General features: G+C 67.0%; 19 protein-coding genes. 8 read left to right on the forward strand and 11 right to left on the reverse strand.

Translation table 11 applies throughout. From position 1 onward, the window contains the following. Positions 1–83: 83 nt before the first annotated feature. Positions 84–2045: a potassium transporter Kup gene (locus ACFOD9_RS12525; protein ID WP_449290024.1), complete on the forward strand. Its 1962-nt coding sequence runs from the start codon at positions 84–86 to the stop codon at positions 2043–2045. 81 nt (positions 2046–2126) lie between these two features. Here the strand turns inward: ACFOD9_RS12525 and ACFOD9_RS12530 are convergent, their stop codons facing one another. From ACFOD9_RS12530 to ACFOD9_RS12575, 10 genes are all read right to left on the reverse strand, one after another. Continuing rightward, positions 2127–2846: a cell wall hydrolase gene (locus ACFOD9_RS12530; protein ID WP_379510451.1), complete on the reverse strand. Its 720-nt coding sequence runs from the start codon at positions 2844–2846 to the stop codon at positions 2127–2129. 215 nt (positions 2847–3061) lie between these two features. Then, positions 3062–3394, reverse strand: coding sequence for a DUF1491 family protein (locus ACFOD9_RS12535; RefSeq protein WP_379510452.1), 333 nt, complete (start codon positions 3392–3394; stop codon positions 3062–3064). An 18-nt stretch (positions 3395–3412) separates the two neighbouring features. Beyond that, positions 3413–3925, reverse strand: a complete 513-nt coding sequence (locus ACFOD9_RS12540) for a PaaI family thioesterase (RefSeq protein ID WP_379510453.1) — start codon at positions 3923–3925, stop codon at positions 3413–3415. Beyond that, positions 3900–4361, reverse strand: a complete 462-nt coding sequence (locus ACFOD9_RS12545) for a PTS sugar transporter subunit IIA (RefSeq protein WP_379510454.1) — start codon at positions 4359–4361, stop codon at positions 3900–3902. The genes ACFOD9_RS12540 and ACFOD9_RS12545 overlap by 26 nt, the downstream gene beginning before the upstream one ends. Positions 4362–4487: 126 nt before the next feature. Further along, positions 4488–5054, reverse strand: a complete 567-nt coding sequence (gene hpf, locus ACFOD9_RS12550; RefSeq protein WP_379510455.1) for a ribosome hibernation-promoting factor, HPF/YfiA family — start codon at positions 5052–5054, stop codon at positions 4488–4490. A 15-nt stretch (positions 5055–5069) separates the two neighbouring features. After that, complete coding sequence (gene dnaQ / locus ACFOD9_RS12555) at positions 5070–5765, reverse strand: DNA polymerase III subunit epsilon (protein WP_379510456.1); 696 nt, start codon at positions 5763–5765, stop codon at positions 5070–5072. A 49-nt stretch (positions 5766–5814) separates the two neighbouring features. Then, complete coding sequence (gene coaE, locus ACFOD9_RS12560) at positions 5815–6420, reverse strand: dephospho-CoA kinase (protein WP_379510457.1); 606 nt, start codon at positions 6418–6420, stop codon at positions 5815–5817. After that, positions 6413–7276, reverse strand: coding sequence for a shikimate dehydrogenase family protein (locus ACFOD9_RS12565; protein ID WP_379510458.1), 864 nt, complete (start codon positions 7274–7276; stop codon positions 6413–6415). The genes coaE and ACFOD9_RS12565 overlap by 8 nt, the downstream gene beginning before the upstream one ends. Then, positions 7273–7857, reverse strand: coding sequence for a Maf family protein (locus ACFOD9_RS12570; protein WP_379510459.1), 585 nt, complete (start codon positions 7855–7857; stop codon positions 7273–7275). Before ACFOD9_RS12570 ends, ACFOD9_RS12565 begins: the two co-directional genes overlap by 4 nt. A 41-nt stretch (positions 7858–7898) precedes the next feature. Then, on the reverse strand, positions 7899–8744 hold the full coding sequence (locus ACFOD9_RS12575) for a pyruvate, water dikinase regulatory protein (RefSeq protein ID WP_379510460.1): 846 nt from the start codon (positions 8742–8744) through the stop codon (positions 7899–7901). A gap of 321 nt (positions 8745–9065) precedes the next feature. Between ACFOD9_RS12575 and hemE the strand changes: the two genes are divergently transcribed. The 6 genes from hemE to rho all read left to right on the forward strand — a co-directional run bounded on the left by hemE (position 9066) and on the right by rho (position 14578). Further along, entirely contained in the window at positions 9066–10091 is a 1026-nt protein-coding gene (gene hemE / locus ACFOD9_RS12580) for a uroporphyrinogen decarboxylase (RefSeq protein WP_379510461.1), read from the forward strand. A 37-nt stretch (positions 10092–10128) separates the two neighbouring features. Next, a complete protein-coding gene (locus ACFOD9_RS12585; protein WP_379510462.1) occupies positions 10129–10296 on the forward strand; it encodes a hypothetical protein in 168 nt (55 codons plus the stop codon). Positions 10297–10448: 152 nt separating this feature from the next. Next, entirely contained in the window at positions 10449–10892 is a 444-nt protein-coding gene (locus ACFOD9_RS12590; RefSeq protein ID WP_379510463.1) for a CopD family protein, read from the forward strand. Positions 10893–10938: 46 nt separating this feature from the next. After that, entirely contained in the window at positions 10939–11562 is a 624-nt protein-coding gene (locus tag ACFOD9_RS12595; protein ID WP_379510464.1) for a glutathione S-transferase family protein, read from the forward strand. A 203-nt stretch (positions 11563–11765) separates the two neighbouring features. Next, the gene (locus ACFOD9_RS12600; RefSeq protein ID WP_379510465.1) at positions 11766–13016 is read left to right on the forward strand and encodes an amidohydrolase family protein; all 1251 of its coding nucleotides are present in this window, start codon (positions 11766–11768) and stop codon (positions 13014–13016) included. A 305-nt stretch (positions 13017–13321) separates the two neighbouring features. After that, on the forward strand, positions 13322–14578 hold the full coding sequence (gene rho, locus ACFOD9_RS12605) for a transcription termination factor Rho (RefSeq protein WP_379510569.1): 1257 nt from the start codon (positions 13322–13324) through the stop codon (positions 14576–14578). 69 nt (positions 14579–14647) lie between these two features. Here rho and ACFOD9_RS12610 read toward each other — a convergent pair whose 3' ends face one another. After that, on the reverse strand, positions 14648–15346 hold the full coding sequence (locus tag ACFOD9_RS12610; RefSeq protein ID WP_379510466.1) for a dienelactone hydrolase family protein: 699 nt from the start codon (positions 15344–15346) through the stop codon (positions 14648–14650). Between the two features lie 122 nt (positions 15347–15468). Here ACFOD9_RS12610 and ACFOD9_RS12615 point away from each other — a divergent pair, with 122 nt between their 5' ends. Beyond that, entirely contained in the window at positions 15469–15711 is a 243-nt protein-coding gene (locus ACFOD9_RS12615; RefSeq protein ID WP_379510467.1) for a DUF6489 family protein, read from the forward strand. The last annotated feature ends 20 nt before the right edge of the window (positions 15712–15731 follow it).

The raw sequence follows: 15731 nt of genomic DNA on the forward strand, positions 1-15731 counted from the left end.
CGCAGGGCCGATCGCCGCCGCGCGGCGCCCCGGCGCCCAATCCACATGGAAACTTTATGCGGCAAAGGCCCATCTCGCGGAGCATGACCAGCCACGCCCTCCCGCTCCAGCCCGCCCCCGCTCCCACCGCCGACCGGGCCACCGCGCCCACCCCGGCCGACAAGCCCGCCGCGCCGCTCCATGGCCCGCAGGAACGCCTGCCGGTGCTCATGCTCGGCGCCATCGGCATCGTCTTCGGCGACATCGGCACCTCGCCGCTCTATGCGCTGAAGGAGAGCTTCCTCGGCCCCCACCCGATGGGGGTGGACCGGCTGCACGTGCTGGGCGTGCTCAGCCTGATCTTCTGGTCGCTGATGCTGATCGTCACCCTGAAATACGTGATCGTCGCCATGCGGGCCGACAATCGCGGCGAGGGCGGCTCCTTTGCCCTGCTCGCGCTGATCGCGCCCCATGCCCGGGGCAGGCGCCTGTCGGTCATTCTCGCCACCCTGGGGGTGCTGGCCGCATCGCTGTTCTATGGCGATGCGATGCTGACCCCGGCCATCTCGGTGCTCTCGGCGGTGGAAGGGCTGACCATCGTCGATCCTGGCCTGTCCACCCTGATCCTGCCGATCGCCGGGGTGATCCTGGCCGGCCTGTTCCTGCTCCAGTCGCACGGCACGGCGCGGGTGGGCGCCCTGTTCGGCCCGATCGTCCTCGTTTACTTCGCCACCCTTGCCGCGCTGGGCATCGCCCATATCGCGGCCCGGCCGGAAGTGCTGGGGATCGTCAGCCCTACCTGGGCCTTCGCCTTCTTCCACCACGAGCCGCGCCTTGCCTTCCTGGCCATGGGCTCGGTGTTCCTGGCCGTCACCGGGGCCGAAACGCTCTATGCCGACATGGGCCACTTCGGCCGCAAGGCAATCGGCCTGAGCTGGATCGGCCTGGTCTATCCCTGCCTCATGCTGAACTACATGGGCCAGGGCGCGCTGATCCTGGGCAGCCCGGGCGCGGTGGAAAACCCGTTCTTCCTCATGGCGCCCGACTGGGCGCGCCTGCCGCTGGTGCTGCTGGCGACAGCCGCCACGATCATCGCCAGCCAGGCGGTCATCACCGGGGCGTTCTCGTCCACCCACCAGGCGATCCAGCTTGGCTTCCTGCCGCGCCTGCGGACCTTCCACACCAGCGTCAAGGCGGCCGGGCAGATCTACATCCCGGTGGTCAACTGGGGTCTGCTGGCGATGGTTCTGGTGCTGGTTCTGGGCTTTCGCGAATCCTCGCGGCTGGCCTCGGCCTATGGCATCTCGGTGGTGGGCACCATGCTGATCACGACCGCGATGCTCGCCTTCCTGATCTTCCGGGTGTGGCGCTGGCGGCGCTGGCTGGGGGGGCTGGTGATCGGCCTGTTCCTGGCGGTGGACCTGGCCTATTTCCTCTCCAACCTCGCCAAGATCCCCGATGGCGGCTGGTTCCCGCTGCTGGTGGCAGCCATGCTGTTCACCCTGCTCACCACCTGGGCGACCGGGCAGCGGGCGATGCGCGGGCGGCTGGCCGACACGGGCATGGCGCTGCCGCTGTTCATCCAGTCGGCCGCCGGATCGGCCCGGCGGGTGCGCGGCACGGCGGTGTTCCTCTGCGCCTCGCCCGACGGTATTCCTTCAGCCCTGCTCCACAACCTCAAGCACAACCAGGTCTTGCACGAACGCATCCTGATCCTGACCGTGGCGGTGGGCGAGGTGCCCCATGCCGATCCCGCGCGGCGGCTGGAGGCCCACCCGCTGGACCACGGCTTCACCCGGGTGATCCTGCACTACGGCTTCATGGACGAGGTTGACGTGCCGCGCGACCTGGCCGGGCTGGACCTTCCTGGCGGCAAGCTGGCCCTGATGGACACGAGCTTCTTCCTGGGGCGGGAAAAGCCGGTGCCGGCCCTGCGCGGGCGGGGCATGGCGCCCTGGCGGGTCCGCCTGTTCGCGGCCATGCTGAAGGCCGCGGAAAGCGCGATGGCCTATTTCCGCATCCCGACCAACCGCGTGATCGAGCTGGGCAGCCAGGTGGAGATGTAACCGCCAATGCAAACGCCCGCCTTCCGGGGGTTCGGAAGACGGGCGAAGCGTTGCCCCCAAGGGTGGGAAGGCGGGATCAGGTCAGCGGTAGAACACGTGGTTGTCGACCCGCGCGACCCGGGTCAGGCGCCAGTTTGGCGAAACGCTGGTGGCGTGGAAGAACAGCGCGCCTTCGGCCGGGCTGGGATAGGCATTGGCATCGGCGATCTTGGCGATGGCCACGGCCTGCTGCCAGGTGCGCGAGACGCGGTTGATCGCCGGCATCTGGCCGCCACGGATGAACGAGAACTGCGAGCGCTGGAACACCACGCCGCAATAGGACGCCGGGAAGCGGCCCGACCTGGCGCGGTTGATGACCACGCGGCCCACGGCCAGCTGGCCTTCGAGGCTTTCGCTCTTGGCCTCGAAGTAGATCGCGCCGGCCAGGCATTCCAGCTCGCGCGGGAGGTCGGCGGAAACGGGGGTCACGGCCCGGGTCAGGCTGGGCACGGTGATCGGGGCGGCAGGCGCCTCGCCGGCCACGGCATCGCCGTTGGCGTCGGTCCGGATCGGCGGGGGCAGCTTTTCCTCGCGGCTCGGGCGCAGGTCGGCATCGGCCGGATTCGGGGCCGGATTGGCGAGCGGGGCGGGATAGCTGGCGGGAAGGAGATTGTCGGGACCGGATGCGGAGGCGGAAGCCTGCGACGCAATCTGCGGAGTCCGATTCTGGGCAGCGGCGCCGGAACCATCGGCGACTGCGATCGTAAGAACAAAGGCCAGCGACGCGATCACGGCACTGGAAAACTTGGTGCGAAAACTCATTTAACCGGCTTTATCGGCGGTTGGCACACCTGCACGAGGGGATGGCTGGCTCGTGGCTCCACGGATGCGGACCCCCTGCTGACCACCGGAAACTCGCCGGCTGCCACCCGTCTGCGTGCCAGCCGCAGGGCTTCAGTGCCCGGTCGACCGCCTGCGCGTAAGTGGAGCGCGGCCTTTGATTGTGCAGCGCAACAGAGTCAACCCGCGCATCCTGTCTATGGGATGAACCGTTCACCTTGCGGGATGTCCAGTTCGATGATCCACAGGTCGGGATCCTGCGCGCGGCGCCGGTCCAGCCATTCGGCAAAGGCCTGCGGATCGCCTGCCGAACCCGTGCGCGACAGGGTCCAGGCGCGCGTTCCATCAAGCTGCGGCATCCGTTCGAAGGCCCGGGGCGGGGCGCCGCGATCGGCCAGGACCACCAGGATCGTGCCGGCATCCGCCTCGCCGCGCGCCAGAACCGTGGCGAATCCGCCCTCCTGCTGGACCCGGCGGAGCAGGGCGCCGGCTTCCACGTGGCTTGGCAGGCGGGCTTCGGGTTCAGCCATGCCGGCCAGCCATCACGGTCAGTCGCGCCGGGGGGTGTAGCCGGGCAGGCCGGACAGCGGGATGCGGCTCCGCATGAAGGTGCCGGTGCCGCGGCCGATCTCCTCGCCCTCGGCATCGACCAGCCGCGCTTCGGCCACCAGCACGCGGCGGCGCCCGCTGACCCAGCGGCCCTCGGCCACCACGCGCCCGGCCTTGATCGGGCGGACGAAGTGCAGGTTCATCGAGGTGGTGAGCAGGAAGCGATCGGTCACCAGCGTATTGGCGGCATAGAAAGCGGCATCGTCGATCATCTTGAAATAGATCGTGCCGTGGGCCGCGCCCGCCGCGTGGTGCACCCGCCCGTCCACGGTGAAGGCGATGCTGGCCCGGCCTTCGCCGGTGACGGTCAGCTCGGAATCGAACAGGCGGTTGATCGGCGCGGCGGCATAGAGGCTTTCGAGCGCACGCCAGTGCAGGCCCGCGCCCGACGCAGCGCCATCGTCCGCGCCGCTCACCGGGGCCGGATCAGGCGGCGTTGCGATCGATGACATTGCACAGCAGGCCATAGAGCGCCTCGGCGCCCGGAGCCTCGCTCAACGCCTGGTGCATCCGTTCGTCGCGCATCATCCGCGAGATCGCGGCCAGGGCATGGAGATGCGCCGCGCCGGCCTGTTCGGGCGAGAGCAGGCCGAACACCAGATCGACCGGCATCCCATCGGCCGCATCGAAGGCCACGGGCGCTTCGAGCCGCAGGAACACCGCGACCGGGCGGCCAAGGCCATCGATCCGGGCATGGGGAATGGCCACGCCGCGCCCGAATCCGGTGCTGCCGAGGCGCTCGCGCTCCTCGATCCGTTCGAGCACGTGGCTGGCTTCGAGGCCATAGACCTCGGCGAAACGCCCGGCGAGCAGGCGCAGGATGGCGGACTTGTCGTCGGCGCGGATGGTGCCGACGGCTTCGGGGTCGAGGGTGAAGAGAGCGGTCATCGTGGTTCGTATCGCCTGTCGGGCCACCCGGCGGCCGCCAGGGCGGCTCGTCGGATGGCGTCGGTTTCCCGGAAAACCGGGTCTCTCCTCCTCAAACGCCGGAAATGGCGCGCGGATTCTCGCGCGTCAGGACGGTTCGACCCAGCCGATCGACCCATCGCCGCGGCGGTAGACCATATTATGCCGTCCCGTGCCAGCGTTTTTGAACAGCAACGCATTGGTGTTGCGAAGGTCAAGCATCATCACTGCATCGGACACGGTCGCCTCGGGCACGTCGACCCGGGTCTCGGCGATGACCAGGGGCGCATCGACGACGATTTCCTCGGCTTCCGGCTCAGGCTCGGCGAAGACGACATAGGCCGCATCCTCGGCCCGGGCGGCATGGCTGGCCTGCTCGTGATGGTCCTTGAGGCGGCGCTTGTAGCGGCGCAGCTGCTTGTCGATCTTCTCCGCCGCCTGGTCGAGCGCGACGTGGGCATCGGGGGCGAAGGCGGCGCCCTTGAGGATCAGCCCCTGCATCACGTGGGTGACGATATCGCAGCGGAACGAGCCGGCCGGACCGCGATTGAAGGTCACCTGGCTGGAAAGCCCGCGGCTGAAGTACTTTTCGACAATCGCGGTCAGGCGATCGGCGGCGTGAGTCTGGAGGGCTTCGCCGGTTTCCACCTGGTGACCTGCTACGCGAACGTCCATGATAGCCTACTCCTCCTAATTTGCCGCCCCCTCGTTCCAGAGCGGCGCTTTCACGCCTTCCAGAAACGCGGCATGGGCGGCCAGTTCCGCTTCGCTCGGGCCATGTGGCCTGGGCTCGCGATAGACTCGCTGGCGGGTAACCAGCGCGACCTGCGCCACGACGTTAGCGGCCGGCGCCCCGGCCAGTTCCAGGCCGATCTGCCGTCCGCCATTGAGCTCGACATAGACCTGCGCCAGCAGTTCCGCATCGAGCAGCGCGCCGTGCTGCGTGCGGTGGCTGCGATCGATCCCGTAGCGGGTGCACAGGGCATCGAGCGACAGCTTGGCCCCCGGATGGCGCACCCGCGCGAGCTTGATCGTATCCACCATGCGGCTGTGGCACACCGGCTCCAGCCCGCATTGCGAAAGCTCAAAGTTGAGGAAGGCGAAATCGAACCCGGCATTGTGCGCGACCAGCGGCGCCTCGCCGAGGAATTCGAGCAGTTCCGCGCAGCGTTCGGCGAACAGCGGCTTGTCGGCCAGGAAGGCGGCGGACAGGCCGTGGACCGCCTCGGCCTCGGCCGGCATATCGCGTTCAGGGTTGAAATAGGCGTGGAAGACCTGGCCCGTGGGCACCCGGTTGACCAGCTCGATGCAGCCGATTTCCACCATGCGATCGCCCTTGAGCGGATCGAGACCGGTGGTTTCGGTGTCGAAAATGATTTCGCGCATCGTTTGAATATATTCACCCGTCCGCGCTCTCGCGCAAGCGGGGAATTGGCTAATCGCGCCCCGTGAGATGGTGCACAAGCCGCTGCACCGCATGGCGCGTTTCGGCCAGCGAGGTGCCGGTATCGATCACATGATCGGCGCGGGCGCGTTTATCCGCGTCGGGCACCTGGAGCTTGAGGATCGCGGTGAATTTTTCCTCGGTCATCCCCGGCCGCGCCAGCACCCGCTGGCGCTGCACCTCGGCCGGCGCCGAGACCACGACCACGGCATCGACCGTCTGCCACCCGCCCTTCTCGTAGAGCAGGGGCACGTCGAACACGATCAGCGGCTTGTCGGCGTTTTCGGCGAGGAACCGGTCGCGCATCGCGCCGACCACGGGGTGGATGATCGCCTCCAGCCGCGCCAGTTCGGCGGGCTGGCCGAACACCAGCGGCCCGAGCTTCTGCCGATCGACCCCGCCCGGCCCGGTGGTCCCCGGAAAGGCCGATTCGATCGGGCCGACCAGGGCACCGCCCGGCCCCTGCAATGCGTGGACCGCGGCATCGGCGTCGAACACCGGCACGCCCAGCCCCGCGAACATCGCCGCCACAGCCGACTTGCCCATGCCGATCGACCCGGTGAGGCCGAGGATGAAGGGGCGGCCATCCTCAGGCACCAGCGATTCTCCGGCGCAGTTCGGCATCGCGCCCGCGCGGGGGGCGCTGGCCGAAGAAGTGGGCGAAGGCATAGTCGGCCTGGCCGATCAGCATGGCGAGGCCATCGATCGTGCGAAAGCCGGCGGCCCGCGCATCCTGGAGGAAGCGCGTGTCGAGCGGTGACGTCACGACGTCATAGGCCAGGCTGCCCGGCGGAGCGTGGCTCCAGTCGAACACCAGCGGCGGTTGGCCGGTCATCCCCAGCAGGCTGGCGTTGACCACCAGGTCGCAGCAGCCTTCACGGTCATCGAAGGCGAAATCGGTGGGCTGGGCGAAGTGCGCCAGATCGATCGCATGATGCTCGCCGCCCGGGTCCAGCTCATCCAGCAGGGCGCGCGCCTTGGCCGGATCGCGCCCGGCCAGGACCAGCACGAAGCCGTGGCCGGCAAGGCCGGCGATGATCGCCCGCGCCGCGCCGCCGGTGCCGATGACCCGCGCCATGCGAAACAGGTGCTGCTGGGCCAGCAGCGGCTCCAGCGGTTCGAGAAAGCCCGGAACGTCGGTGTTGTGGCCGGTGAGCCGGCCATCGGCCCCGCGCACCACGGTGTTGACCGCGCCCACGCGCGCGGCCAGCGGATCGATGGCATCGAGCAGCGGCATAATCGCCTGCTTGTGCGGCATGGTCACGTTGCAGCCGCGCCAGGCGGCATCCTTGCGCCGGCTGGCCAGGTAGTCGGCCAGGCCTTCGCGCGTGACGTGGCACGCCCGGTATTCCGCTTCGATGCCCAGTTCGGCCAGCCAGAACCCGTGGATCGCCGGTGACTTCGACTGGACGATGGGATCGCCGATCACCTCGGCATAGGGAATGTGGCTCATGGCGCGATCACCGCGCAGTGTCGCAGGGCCGCCATGACCTTGAACAAGGGCATTCCCAGGATGGTGAAGTGATCGCCACTCACGCTTTCGAACAGCTGCACGCCCCGCCCCTCGATCCGGAACACGCCGACGCAACCGGCCACCTGCGGCCATTCGGCATCGAGATAATCAGCGACGAAGCGCTCCGACAGGGTCCGGACCACCAGTTCGGCCTTGTCCGCACAGTCCGCCTTCACTTCGCCATCCCGGGCGAGAGCGGCGGCGCTGTGGAGGTCCATGGTCTTGCCGGAAAAGAAGCGCAGGTGTTCCGCTGCTGCTGCCCGGCTGGCGGGCTTGTCGAACCGCCGCCCGGCGCAGACCACCAGGCTGTCGGAACCCAGGACCCAGCGGCCCGGATGGATTGCCGAGACGGCCTGGGCCTTGGCCCGGGCAAGCGCGCGGGCCACGTCTTCGGGCGGCGCGCCGGCAAGGCCGGCTTCGAGCCCCCGCTCGTCCACCTGCGCGGGAACCGCCATGAAGGGCACGCCGGCCGCTTCCAGCATGGCCCGGCGCGAGGCGCTTTGCGAAGCCAATATCAGCATGAGGGGATCACCATCGGAACATCGGCATGGCAAGCGGGCCTTCAGATCGGTTTCGCCCCGGCGGCGGTGCTTTCGCCACGCGCGCGGTGATCCTGGTACAACCGGATAACGGCGGCGGCGGTTTCCTCGATCGAGCGCCGGGTCACGTCGATCACCGGCCAGCCATTATCGGCAAACAGCCGCCGGGCAAACTGCACTTCGCGCGCCACCTGCTCCTGGTCGACATAATGGGTCGAGGGCGCCTGGTTGAGCGACAGCAGGCGGTTGCGGCGCACCTGCACCAGCCGTTCGGGCGCCGTGGTCAGGCCCACCACCAGTGGGCGGCCGAGCTGGAACAGCGCCGCGGGCGGCGGGCTTTCCAGCACGATCGGGATATTGGCCACCTTGTGCCCGCGATTGGCGAGATAGATGGAGGTCGGCGTCTTGGAGCTGCGCGAAACCCCGGCCAGCAGGATGTCGGCCTCTTCCCAGTCTTCCCACAGCAAGCCATCATCGTGGGCAATGGTGAACTGGATCGCATCGACCCGGGCGAAATAGGCATCATCGAGGATGTGCTGCCGGCCGGGCCGGGCCTTGGCCTGCTGGCCAAGCATTTCCTCAAGCGCCATGCTCACCGCATCGAGCGCGGGCACGGCGGGCAGGCCCAGTGCCCGGCAGCGATCTTCCAGCCGCACACGGGTTTCGGCATTGACCAGGGTGAACAGCACCAGCCCGGGATTGGCGGCGATTTCCGACAGGATCCGATCGAGATGCTGCTGCGAGCGGACCATCGGCCAGAAATGGCGGGTGATCCCGGCATTGTCGAACTGGGCGAGCGCGGCCTTGGCGATCATCTCCAGCGTCTCGCCGGTGGAATCCGACAGGAGATGGAGGTGCAGCTGGGTCATTCGGGGTACCGCGATCGGCCTGTGGACAGAACCCGGCATAAACCACGGGACGAAGGGGCTGACAATTCCGGCAGGCGATTCCATCATCCCTTCCGGCCCTGCGATGGGCAACTTGTGGACAGCCGCGCGCCTTTGCCCACAGGCTGGGGACAAGCGGGATAAGTCCTGCTTGACCCCGCAGCTTCGGGATTCGCACACCGCCGCCCCCTGTTCATCGCGGGACAAATCGGGCAAGGGCGCCCAATCCCCGGTTTCCACAGGGCCAGAATCTCTCAGAATCCCTCTTTAAAGACTCTTATTTATTGGATTGGACCCGATCGGATGCCTGGTCTCCTCCTTGATACCCTGCGCGGAACGAACGGTTCCCGGCGCCCCGTGTGGCTGATGCGCCAGGCCGGGCGCTACCTGCCCGAGTACCGAGAACTGCGCGGCCGCAAGGGTGGCTTCCTGCCGCTGGTCTATGACAGCGCCGCCGCCGCCGAGATCACCCTCCAGCCGCTGCGCCGCTTCGGCTTCGATGGGGCGATCCTGTTTTCCGACATCCTGATCGTGCCCTATGCCATGGGCCAGAATCTCGAATTCCTGGCCGGCGAAGGCCCGCGGATGTCGCCCCGCCTCGTGGATGTGGCGCTCAGTGCCCTTGAAGGGGTGCCAGAGCGCCTCTCGCCGATCTACGAGACCGTGCGCCTGGTTCGCGCCGCGCTGAGCCCTGAGCAGACCATGCTGGGCTTTGCGGGCAGTCCCTGGACCATCGCCACCTACATGGTGGCCGGCGAAGGCAGCCGCGACCAGCACGAGACCCGGGCCTATGCCTATCGTGATCGCGGCGCCTTCCAGGCGATCATCGATGCGATTGTCGCCACCACGGTCGATTATCTCGAAGGCCAGGTTCGCGCCGGGGCCGAAGCGGTCCAATTGTTCGATTCCTGGGCGGGGAGCCTCGCCCCGGCCGAGTTCGAGCGCTGGGTGATCGCGCCCAATGCCGAGATCGTGCGCCAGTTGCGGGCGCGCTGCCCGGGAACGCCGATCATCGGCTTCCCCAAGGGTTCGGGGGAAAAGCTGGTGGCCTATGCCCGGGAAACCGGCGTGGATGCGCTGGGCATCGATGAAACCATCGATCCGCTGTGGGCCGCGCGCGAACTGCCCGCAGGCCTGCCGGTCCAGGGCAATCTCGATCCGTTGCTGCTGCTGGCCGGCGGCGACGAGCTCGACGCCCAGGCCCGCCGCGTGCTCGATGCCTTCGCCGATCGCCCCCACGTGTTCAACCTGGGCCACGGCATCGGCCAGTTCACCCCGATCGAACACGTCGAGCGCCTGCTCGGCGTGGTGCGCGGCTGGAGCCGTTGAGGCGGGTTGACGCAAGGGGCTTCGTGCCCGCCGGGCGATGAAGCGCACCCGCCTTGGCATCTGCCGGCGCAAGTTGCGCCACGCAACTTTTGCCGAGGCCCGGGCTGCCGCCAGTGCCGCCGCCTTAGCCAGCGGCCTGGTCTTGCGCGCCTACCGTTGCGACAAGTGCCGCCACTACCACCTCACCAGCCGCCGCAAGCCCTGATCCGGCCCTGATCCGGCCCTGATCCGGACTGCGGTGGCGGCGGGGTGCGGGATTTGCCCGGCCATCCCCCGAGCTATCACCGGCGCCGAAGGCCCGGCCCTTGCCAAGCCGATCCACTTCCGCCAGCCCCCTGCCCGTCCTATGACCCCATCATGCAGCAGGCTCTTGCAATGACCTACCTCTGGCTCAAGGCTGGCCACGTGATCTTCGTGATCTTCTGGATGGCCGGGCTGTTCATGTTACCGCGCTATTTCGTCTATCACCAGGAAGCGCCGGCCGGCTCGCCGGAACGGGCGATCTGGGTGGAGCGGGAAGGCAAGCTCCTGAAGATCATCCTGTGGCCGGCGCTGGCGGTCACGTGGGCTTTCGGGCTGGCGCTGGCGCTCCAGATCGGTGCGCTCCAGCAAGGCTGGTTCCATGCCAAGCTGGCCTTCGTCCTCGCGCTTACCGCCTATCATCTCTACCTCGCCAGCTATGCCGCGGCACTGGCGCGCGGCGAGGAGCGGCTCACCGGCAAGCGCCTGCGCCTGCTCAACGAGGTGCCCGGGATCGCCGCCGCCTTCATCGTGGTGCTGGTCATCGTGAAGCCGTTCTGACGCCGCTTGCGGCGCCCTGCCCACCACCCGAACAGGACGAGAGACCATGATCCGGCTGCACCATCTCGATCACTCCCAGTCGATGCGGGTCCTCTGGCTGCTGGAGGAACTGGGGCTTCCCTATGAAATCGTGGCCTATGCCCGCGGCAAGGACAACCGGGCGCCCGAAGCGCTCAAGGCGATCCATCCGCTCGGCAAGTCGCCGGTGATCGAGGACGGGGGCCGGATCATCGCCGAGACCGGCGCCATCGCCGACTATCTGGTCGAGCGGGCCGGTGGCCGGCTGGGCGCGCCGGCGGACGAGGATTCGCGCCTGCGCCTCCGCTATTTCTGCCACTATGCCCAGGCTTCGGTTCTGCCGGCAGTGTTCACCGGCATGGCTTTCGGCAAGGTGCCGCTGGTCGGCAAGGCGCTGCGCCAGGGCTACCGGCCCTATCTCGACACCCACCTCGATTTTCTCGAAGCCGAACTGGCCACGCGGACCTGGCTGGTGGGCGACGAATTCACCCTCGCCGATATCATGATGGGCTTCCCCATCGAGCTGGCCCAGGCGACCTTTGGCGATCTTGGCACCCGTCCCCGGCTCGAAGCCTGGCTCGCCCGCGCGCAGGATCGCCCGGCCTATCGCGTTGCGCGGGCCAAGGGCGGGGACTACAATCTCGCCTTCTGAGAATCGCCGGCCACGCGAATGGCATGACCCGGTCGGCCGCGCTGCCATCCCCGTTGCAGTTTAATCATGGATGTGATGTCAGCGGCGGGGCAATTGGGATAATCGGGCCGCGTGGATTGGTGGCCCGCTCCGACAAGCGAAGATCGGAACGCCGCCAGATGTCACCGGCAGATTCCGGCAGGAATGAAGAAGAGGACGACCCGATGAACAGCATGGTCAACGAGATACCGACGCTGACGGCCGAAGAGACCCAGACCCTCAAGGACATGAAGGTCGTCGACGCGGACACCCATTACACCGAACCCCACGACCTGTGGACCTCGATGGTTCCGGCCTCGATGAAGGACAAGGTTCCGCACGTCATCCGCAAGGACAACGGCCGCGACGTGTGGCTGGTCGACGGTGAACAGGTCCTGCTCGAGAGCGCCGTCACCGCCTGCTCCATCATGAAGGACGGCTCGAAGTTCAGCTTCTGGGACGTGTCGATCTCGGAAGGCCCGCAGATCGAGGAAGTCAGCGAGGCGTCCTGGGACATCAAGAGCCGCGTCGCCGCGATGGACGACATGAACATCTGGGCGCAGATCGTCTATCCCAACGTGGTCGGCTTCGGCTCGCAGCGCCTGATCCACCTCAAGGACCGCCAGCTTTCGCTGGATATCGCCTCGATCTATAACGAGGCCATGGCCCAGAAGCAGGAACTGTCGGGCAACCGCTTCCTGCCGCAGGCGGTCATTCCGTTCTGGGACCTCAAGGCGGCCGTCAAGGAAGTCGAGAAGGCCAAGAACATGGGCCTGACCGGCATTGCCGTGAGCCCGCAGCCCGACCATGGCACCGACCTCCCCGACATCGGCCACACCTACTGGGATCCGCTCTGGGAGGTTTGCCAGGACCTCGATATGCCGATCAACTTCCACATCGGCGCCGACCCGGCCGGGATGGCCGGCCGCAATCCGTGGGACGACGTGTGGGGCTCGATGGATCGCCACCGCAAGTACGTGATCGGCTGCGCGCTGCTGGAAAGCGGCCAGGCCTCGATCCTGGCCAACCTGGTCTGCTCCGATCTGCTTGACCGTTTCCCCAAGACCAAGTGGGTCAACGTGGAAAGCGGCATCGGCTGGATTCCGTACATCCTGGAACGCCTGGAATACCAGTTCTACGAAAGCGACCCCCAGGATCCGACCCTGGTCAACTACGACCGGCCGTCGCCGTGGGAACTGTTCCATCGCCAGATCTACGCCTGCTGGTGGTTCGAACATTCGTCGCCGACCCGTATGCTCGACATCATCGGGTTCGACAACGTGCTGTTCGAAACCGATTTCCCGCATCCGACCTGCCTCTATCCGTCGCCGGCCGAGCGCGCCTTCAAGACCCTCGAACACTGGGGTCCGGAAGCGCGGAACAAGGTCATGAGCGGCAACGCGGCCCGGGTCTACAACATCCCCGGCCTGGTCTGAGACCGGCCGGAACCGCGAAAACGCCAGATCGCCCTGCGGCGGCGCCGATCCTTCCCCATGGGGGGAACCGGCGCCGCCGCAGACGCGACGCGGACAGATCAGGCCGGGGCGCCCCCCCGGCCTTTATTGCGCCTTGAGGCCAGGGGCGGCCTTGGTGCGCCTTGCGTGATTGACCTTGCCGCCCGACCGGCCTATTCCCGCCCCGTCTCCGGCGCGAGCGCGGCCCCATCGGCCAGCCTTGCAGGTCCGCTTTCCCCAAGCCCCATGACCCGAGCCGGCCACACCCTGCATCCGGAAGAATGAAAATGCACCTCAAGGAACTCAAGAAGAAGACCCCGGCCGAGCTGGTCGAGATGGCCGAGGAATTCGGCGTCGAGGGCGCCAGCACCATGCGCCGCCAGGACCTGATGTTCGCCATCCTCAAGGAAGTGGCCGAAGACGGCGAGGAGATCCTCGGCATCGGCACGATCGAGGTCCTGACCGACGGTTTCGGCTTCCTCCGCAGCCCCGAGGCGAACTACCTTGCCGGGCCGGACGATATCTATGTCTCGCCCAACCAGGTCCGCAAATGGGGCCTTCGCACCGGCGATACGGTGGAAGGCGAGATCCGCGCCCCCAAGGATGGCGAGCGCTATTTCGCGATCAACAAGCTGATCAGCGTCAACTTCGACGATCCCGATGCGGTCCGCCACCGGGTCAACTTCGACAACCTCACCCCGCTCTATCCCAACCAGCGCCTCGTGCTCGATACGATCGATCCCACGGTGAAGGACAAGTCGGCCCGGGTCATCGATCTCATCAGCCCGCAGGGCAAGGGCCAGCGCGCCCTGATCGTCGCCCCGCCGCGCACCGGCAAGACCGTGCTGCTCCAGAACATGGCCAAGGCGATCACCGACAACCATCCGGAAGTCTTCCTGATCGTGCTCCTGATCGACGAGCGTCCGGAAGAAGTGACCGATATGCAGCGCTCGGTGCGCGGCGAGGTCATTTCCTCCACCTTCGACGAACCGGCCACCCGCCACGTGCAGGTTGCCGAAATGGTGATCGAAAAGGCCAAGCGCCTGGTGGAACACAAGAAGGACGTGGTGATCCTGCTCGATTCGATCACCCGCCTCGGCCGCGCCTACAACACGGTTGTCCCCAGCTCCGGCAAGGTGCTGACCGGCGGTGTCGATGCCAACGCCCTCCAGCGCCCCAAGCGCTTCTTCGGCGCGGCGCGCAACATCGAGGAAGGCGGCTCGCTCTCGATCATCGCCACGGCCCTGATCGATACCGGCAGCCGCATGGACGAAGTGATCTTCGAAGAGTTCAAGGGCACCGGCAACAGCGAAATCGTGCTCGACCGCAAGGTGGCCGACAAGCGCATCTTCCCGGCGCTCGATGTCGGCAAGTCCGGCACCCGCAAGGAAGAACTGCTGGTCGAGAAGGCAAACCTCGCCAAGATGTGGGTGCTGCGCCGCATCCTCATGCAGATGGGCACGGTCGATGCGATGGAATTCCTGCTCGACAAGATCAAGGACACGAAGACCAACGAGGATTTCTTCGCGACCATGAACCAGTAGGCCGAAGGGGCGCGGTGCAAGCCGCGCCCTTGGCTTATCCGCCTTGGCGGGGCCGACCGGCCCCGGGGCTTACCGCAGGTGTTCAGCGAAGAAGGCCTCGGTCCGTCCATCCGCCAGCCGCGCGCCGTCTTCATTGCGGCGCTTGCCCATCTGGGCGGCAAACCCGTGATCGAGCCCCGGATAGTCGTGGATGGTCACGTGCGGGTTGGGATCGAGGCCATCATGCATGGCCTGCTGCTGGTCGGCCGGCACGAATCCATCGGCCATCGGCACGTGCAGCATCAGCGGCCGGGCAATCGCATGGCTCTCGCCCAGCATTCCGGCGATGCCCACGCCATAGTATCCGACCGAGGCATCGACATCGGTCCGCGTCGCTGCCTGATAGGCGATCTTGCCGCCCATGCAGTAACCGACCAGGCCCACCCTGGGCACGCCGGCCTCGCGCCGGATCCAGCGGATCGTGGCTTCGACGTCGCGAATGCCGGCCTCGAAATCGTGGCCCTGCATGAACACCAGCGATTGCTGGAACTGTTCGGGCACGTCGGGATCAAGCTCGATCCCAACCTGTTGGCGCCAGAACACGTCAGGCGCGACGGCCAGGTAGCCAAGACTGGCGAAGTGATCGGCTTTCTGGCGAATGCCCGGGTTTACTCCGAAAATCTCCTGGATGACGATGACTGCGCCCTGCGCCGATCCCGCGGGCCGGGCCATGTAGGCAGGAAAATCCGCATCCCCTTCGTAAGTTGCGATCCGCACATATTCGCCCATGATTCGCACTCCGCTCGATTCCCGTTCCAGACCGGCAGAATTGCCGCTTCGATGGACTTTGCCAAGAGCGTGTGCAAGCGTGGCCGGGAGGGGTATTGGCCCGCCGCAGATGGAGCAAGACAATGAAGGTCAACGTGGAAGTGGATTGCACGCCGGAAGAGGCGCGGCGGTTCCTTGGCCTGCCCGATGTCAGCAAGGCCAACGAAGCCTATGTCGATGCGGTGATGAAGGCCATGCAGGGCGTGGGCAGCGTCGAACAGCTTCATTCGATGAGCAAGCAGCTGGCGCCGATGGGCGAGATCGGGATGAACCTGTTCAAGCAGTTCATGGACATGGGCACGGCCACGGCCCGCAAGAAGGACTGAGTCCGGTTTCGCCGCGGCCG

The sequence above is a fragment of the Novosphingobium bradum genome (assembly GCF_042646485.1).
Taxonomy (GTDB): Bacteria; Pseudomonadota; Alphaproteobacteria; order Sphingomonadales; family Sphingomonadaceae; genus Novosphingobium; species Novosphingobium bradum.

Excerpts from the sequence above, each read along its gene's own strand:
- ACFOD9_RS12525 (WP_449290024.1), top strand. The coding sequence starts at position 84 with ATGACCAGCCACGCCCTCCCGCTCCAGCCCGCCCCCGCTCCCACCGCC.
- ACFOD9_RS12530 (WP_379510451.1), bottom strand. The coding sequence starts at position 2,846 with ATGAGTTTTCGCACCAAGTTTTCCAGTGCCGTGATCGCGTCGCTGGCC.
- ACFOD9_RS12535 (WP_379510452.1), bottom strand. The coding sequence starts at position 3,394 with ATGGCTGAACCCGAAGCCCGCCTGCCAAGCCACGTGGAAGCCGGCGCC.
- ACFOD9_RS12540 (WP_379510453.1), bottom strand. The coding sequence starts at position 3,925 with ATGTCATCGATCGCAACGCCGCCTGATCCGGCCCCGGTGAGCGGCGCG.
- ACFOD9_RS12545 (WP_379510454.1), bottom strand. The coding sequence starts at position 4,361 with ATGACCGCTCTCTTCACCCTCGACCCCGAAGCCGTCGGCACCATCCGC.
- hpf (WP_379510455.1), bottom strand. The coding sequence starts at position 5,054 with ATGGACGTTCGCGTAGCAGGTCACCAGGTGGAAACCGGCGAAGCCCTC.
- dnaQ (WP_379510456.1), bottom strand. The coding sequence starts at position 5,765 with ATGCGCGAAATCATTTTCGACACCGAAACCACCGGTCTCGATCCGCTC.
- ACFOD9_RS12565 (WP_379510458.1), bottom strand. The coding sequence starts at position 7,276 with ATGAGCCACATTCCCTATGCCGAGGTGATCGGCGATCCCATCGTCCAG.
- ACFOD9_RS12570 (WP_379510459.1), bottom strand. The coding sequence starts at position 7,857 with ATGCTGATATTGGCTTCGCAAAGCGCCTCGCGCCGGGCCATGCTGGAA.
- ACFOD9_RS12575 (WP_379510460.1), bottom strand. The coding sequence starts at position 8,744 with ATGACCCAGCTGCACCTCCATCTCCTGTCGGATTCCACCGGCGAGACG.
- hemE (WP_379510461.1), top strand. The coding sequence starts at position 9,066 with ATGCCTGGTCTCCTCCTTGATACCCTGCGCGGAACGAACGGTTCCCGG.
- ACFOD9_RS12585 (WP_379510462.1), top strand. The coding sequence starts at position 10,129 with ATGAAGCGCACCCGCCTTGGCATCTGCCGGCGCAAGTTGCGCCACGCA.
- ACFOD9_RS12590 (WP_379510463.1), top strand. The coding sequence starts at position 10,449 with ATGCAGCAGGCTCTTGCAATGACCTACCTCTGGCTCAAGGCTGGCCAC.
- ACFOD9_RS12595 (WP_379510464.1), top strand. The coding sequence starts at position 10,939 with ATGATCCGGCTGCACCATCTCGATCACTCCCAGTCGATGCGGGTCCTC.
- ACFOD9_RS12600 (WP_379510465.1), top strand. The coding sequence starts at position 11,766 with ATGAACAGCATGGTCAACGAGATACCGACGCTGACGGCCGAAGAGACC.
- rho (WP_379510569.1), top strand. The coding sequence starts at position 13,322 with ATGCACCTCAAGGAACTCAAGAAGAAGACCCCGGCCGAGCTGGTCGAG.
- ACFOD9_RS12610 (WP_379510466.1), bottom strand. The coding sequence starts at position 15,346 with ATGGGCGAATATGTGCGGATCGCAACTTACGAAGGGGATGCGGATTTT.
- ACFOD9_RS12615 (WP_379510467.1), top strand. The coding sequence starts at position 15,469 with ATGAAGGTCAACGTGGAAGTGGATTGCACGCCGGAAGAGGCGCGGCGG.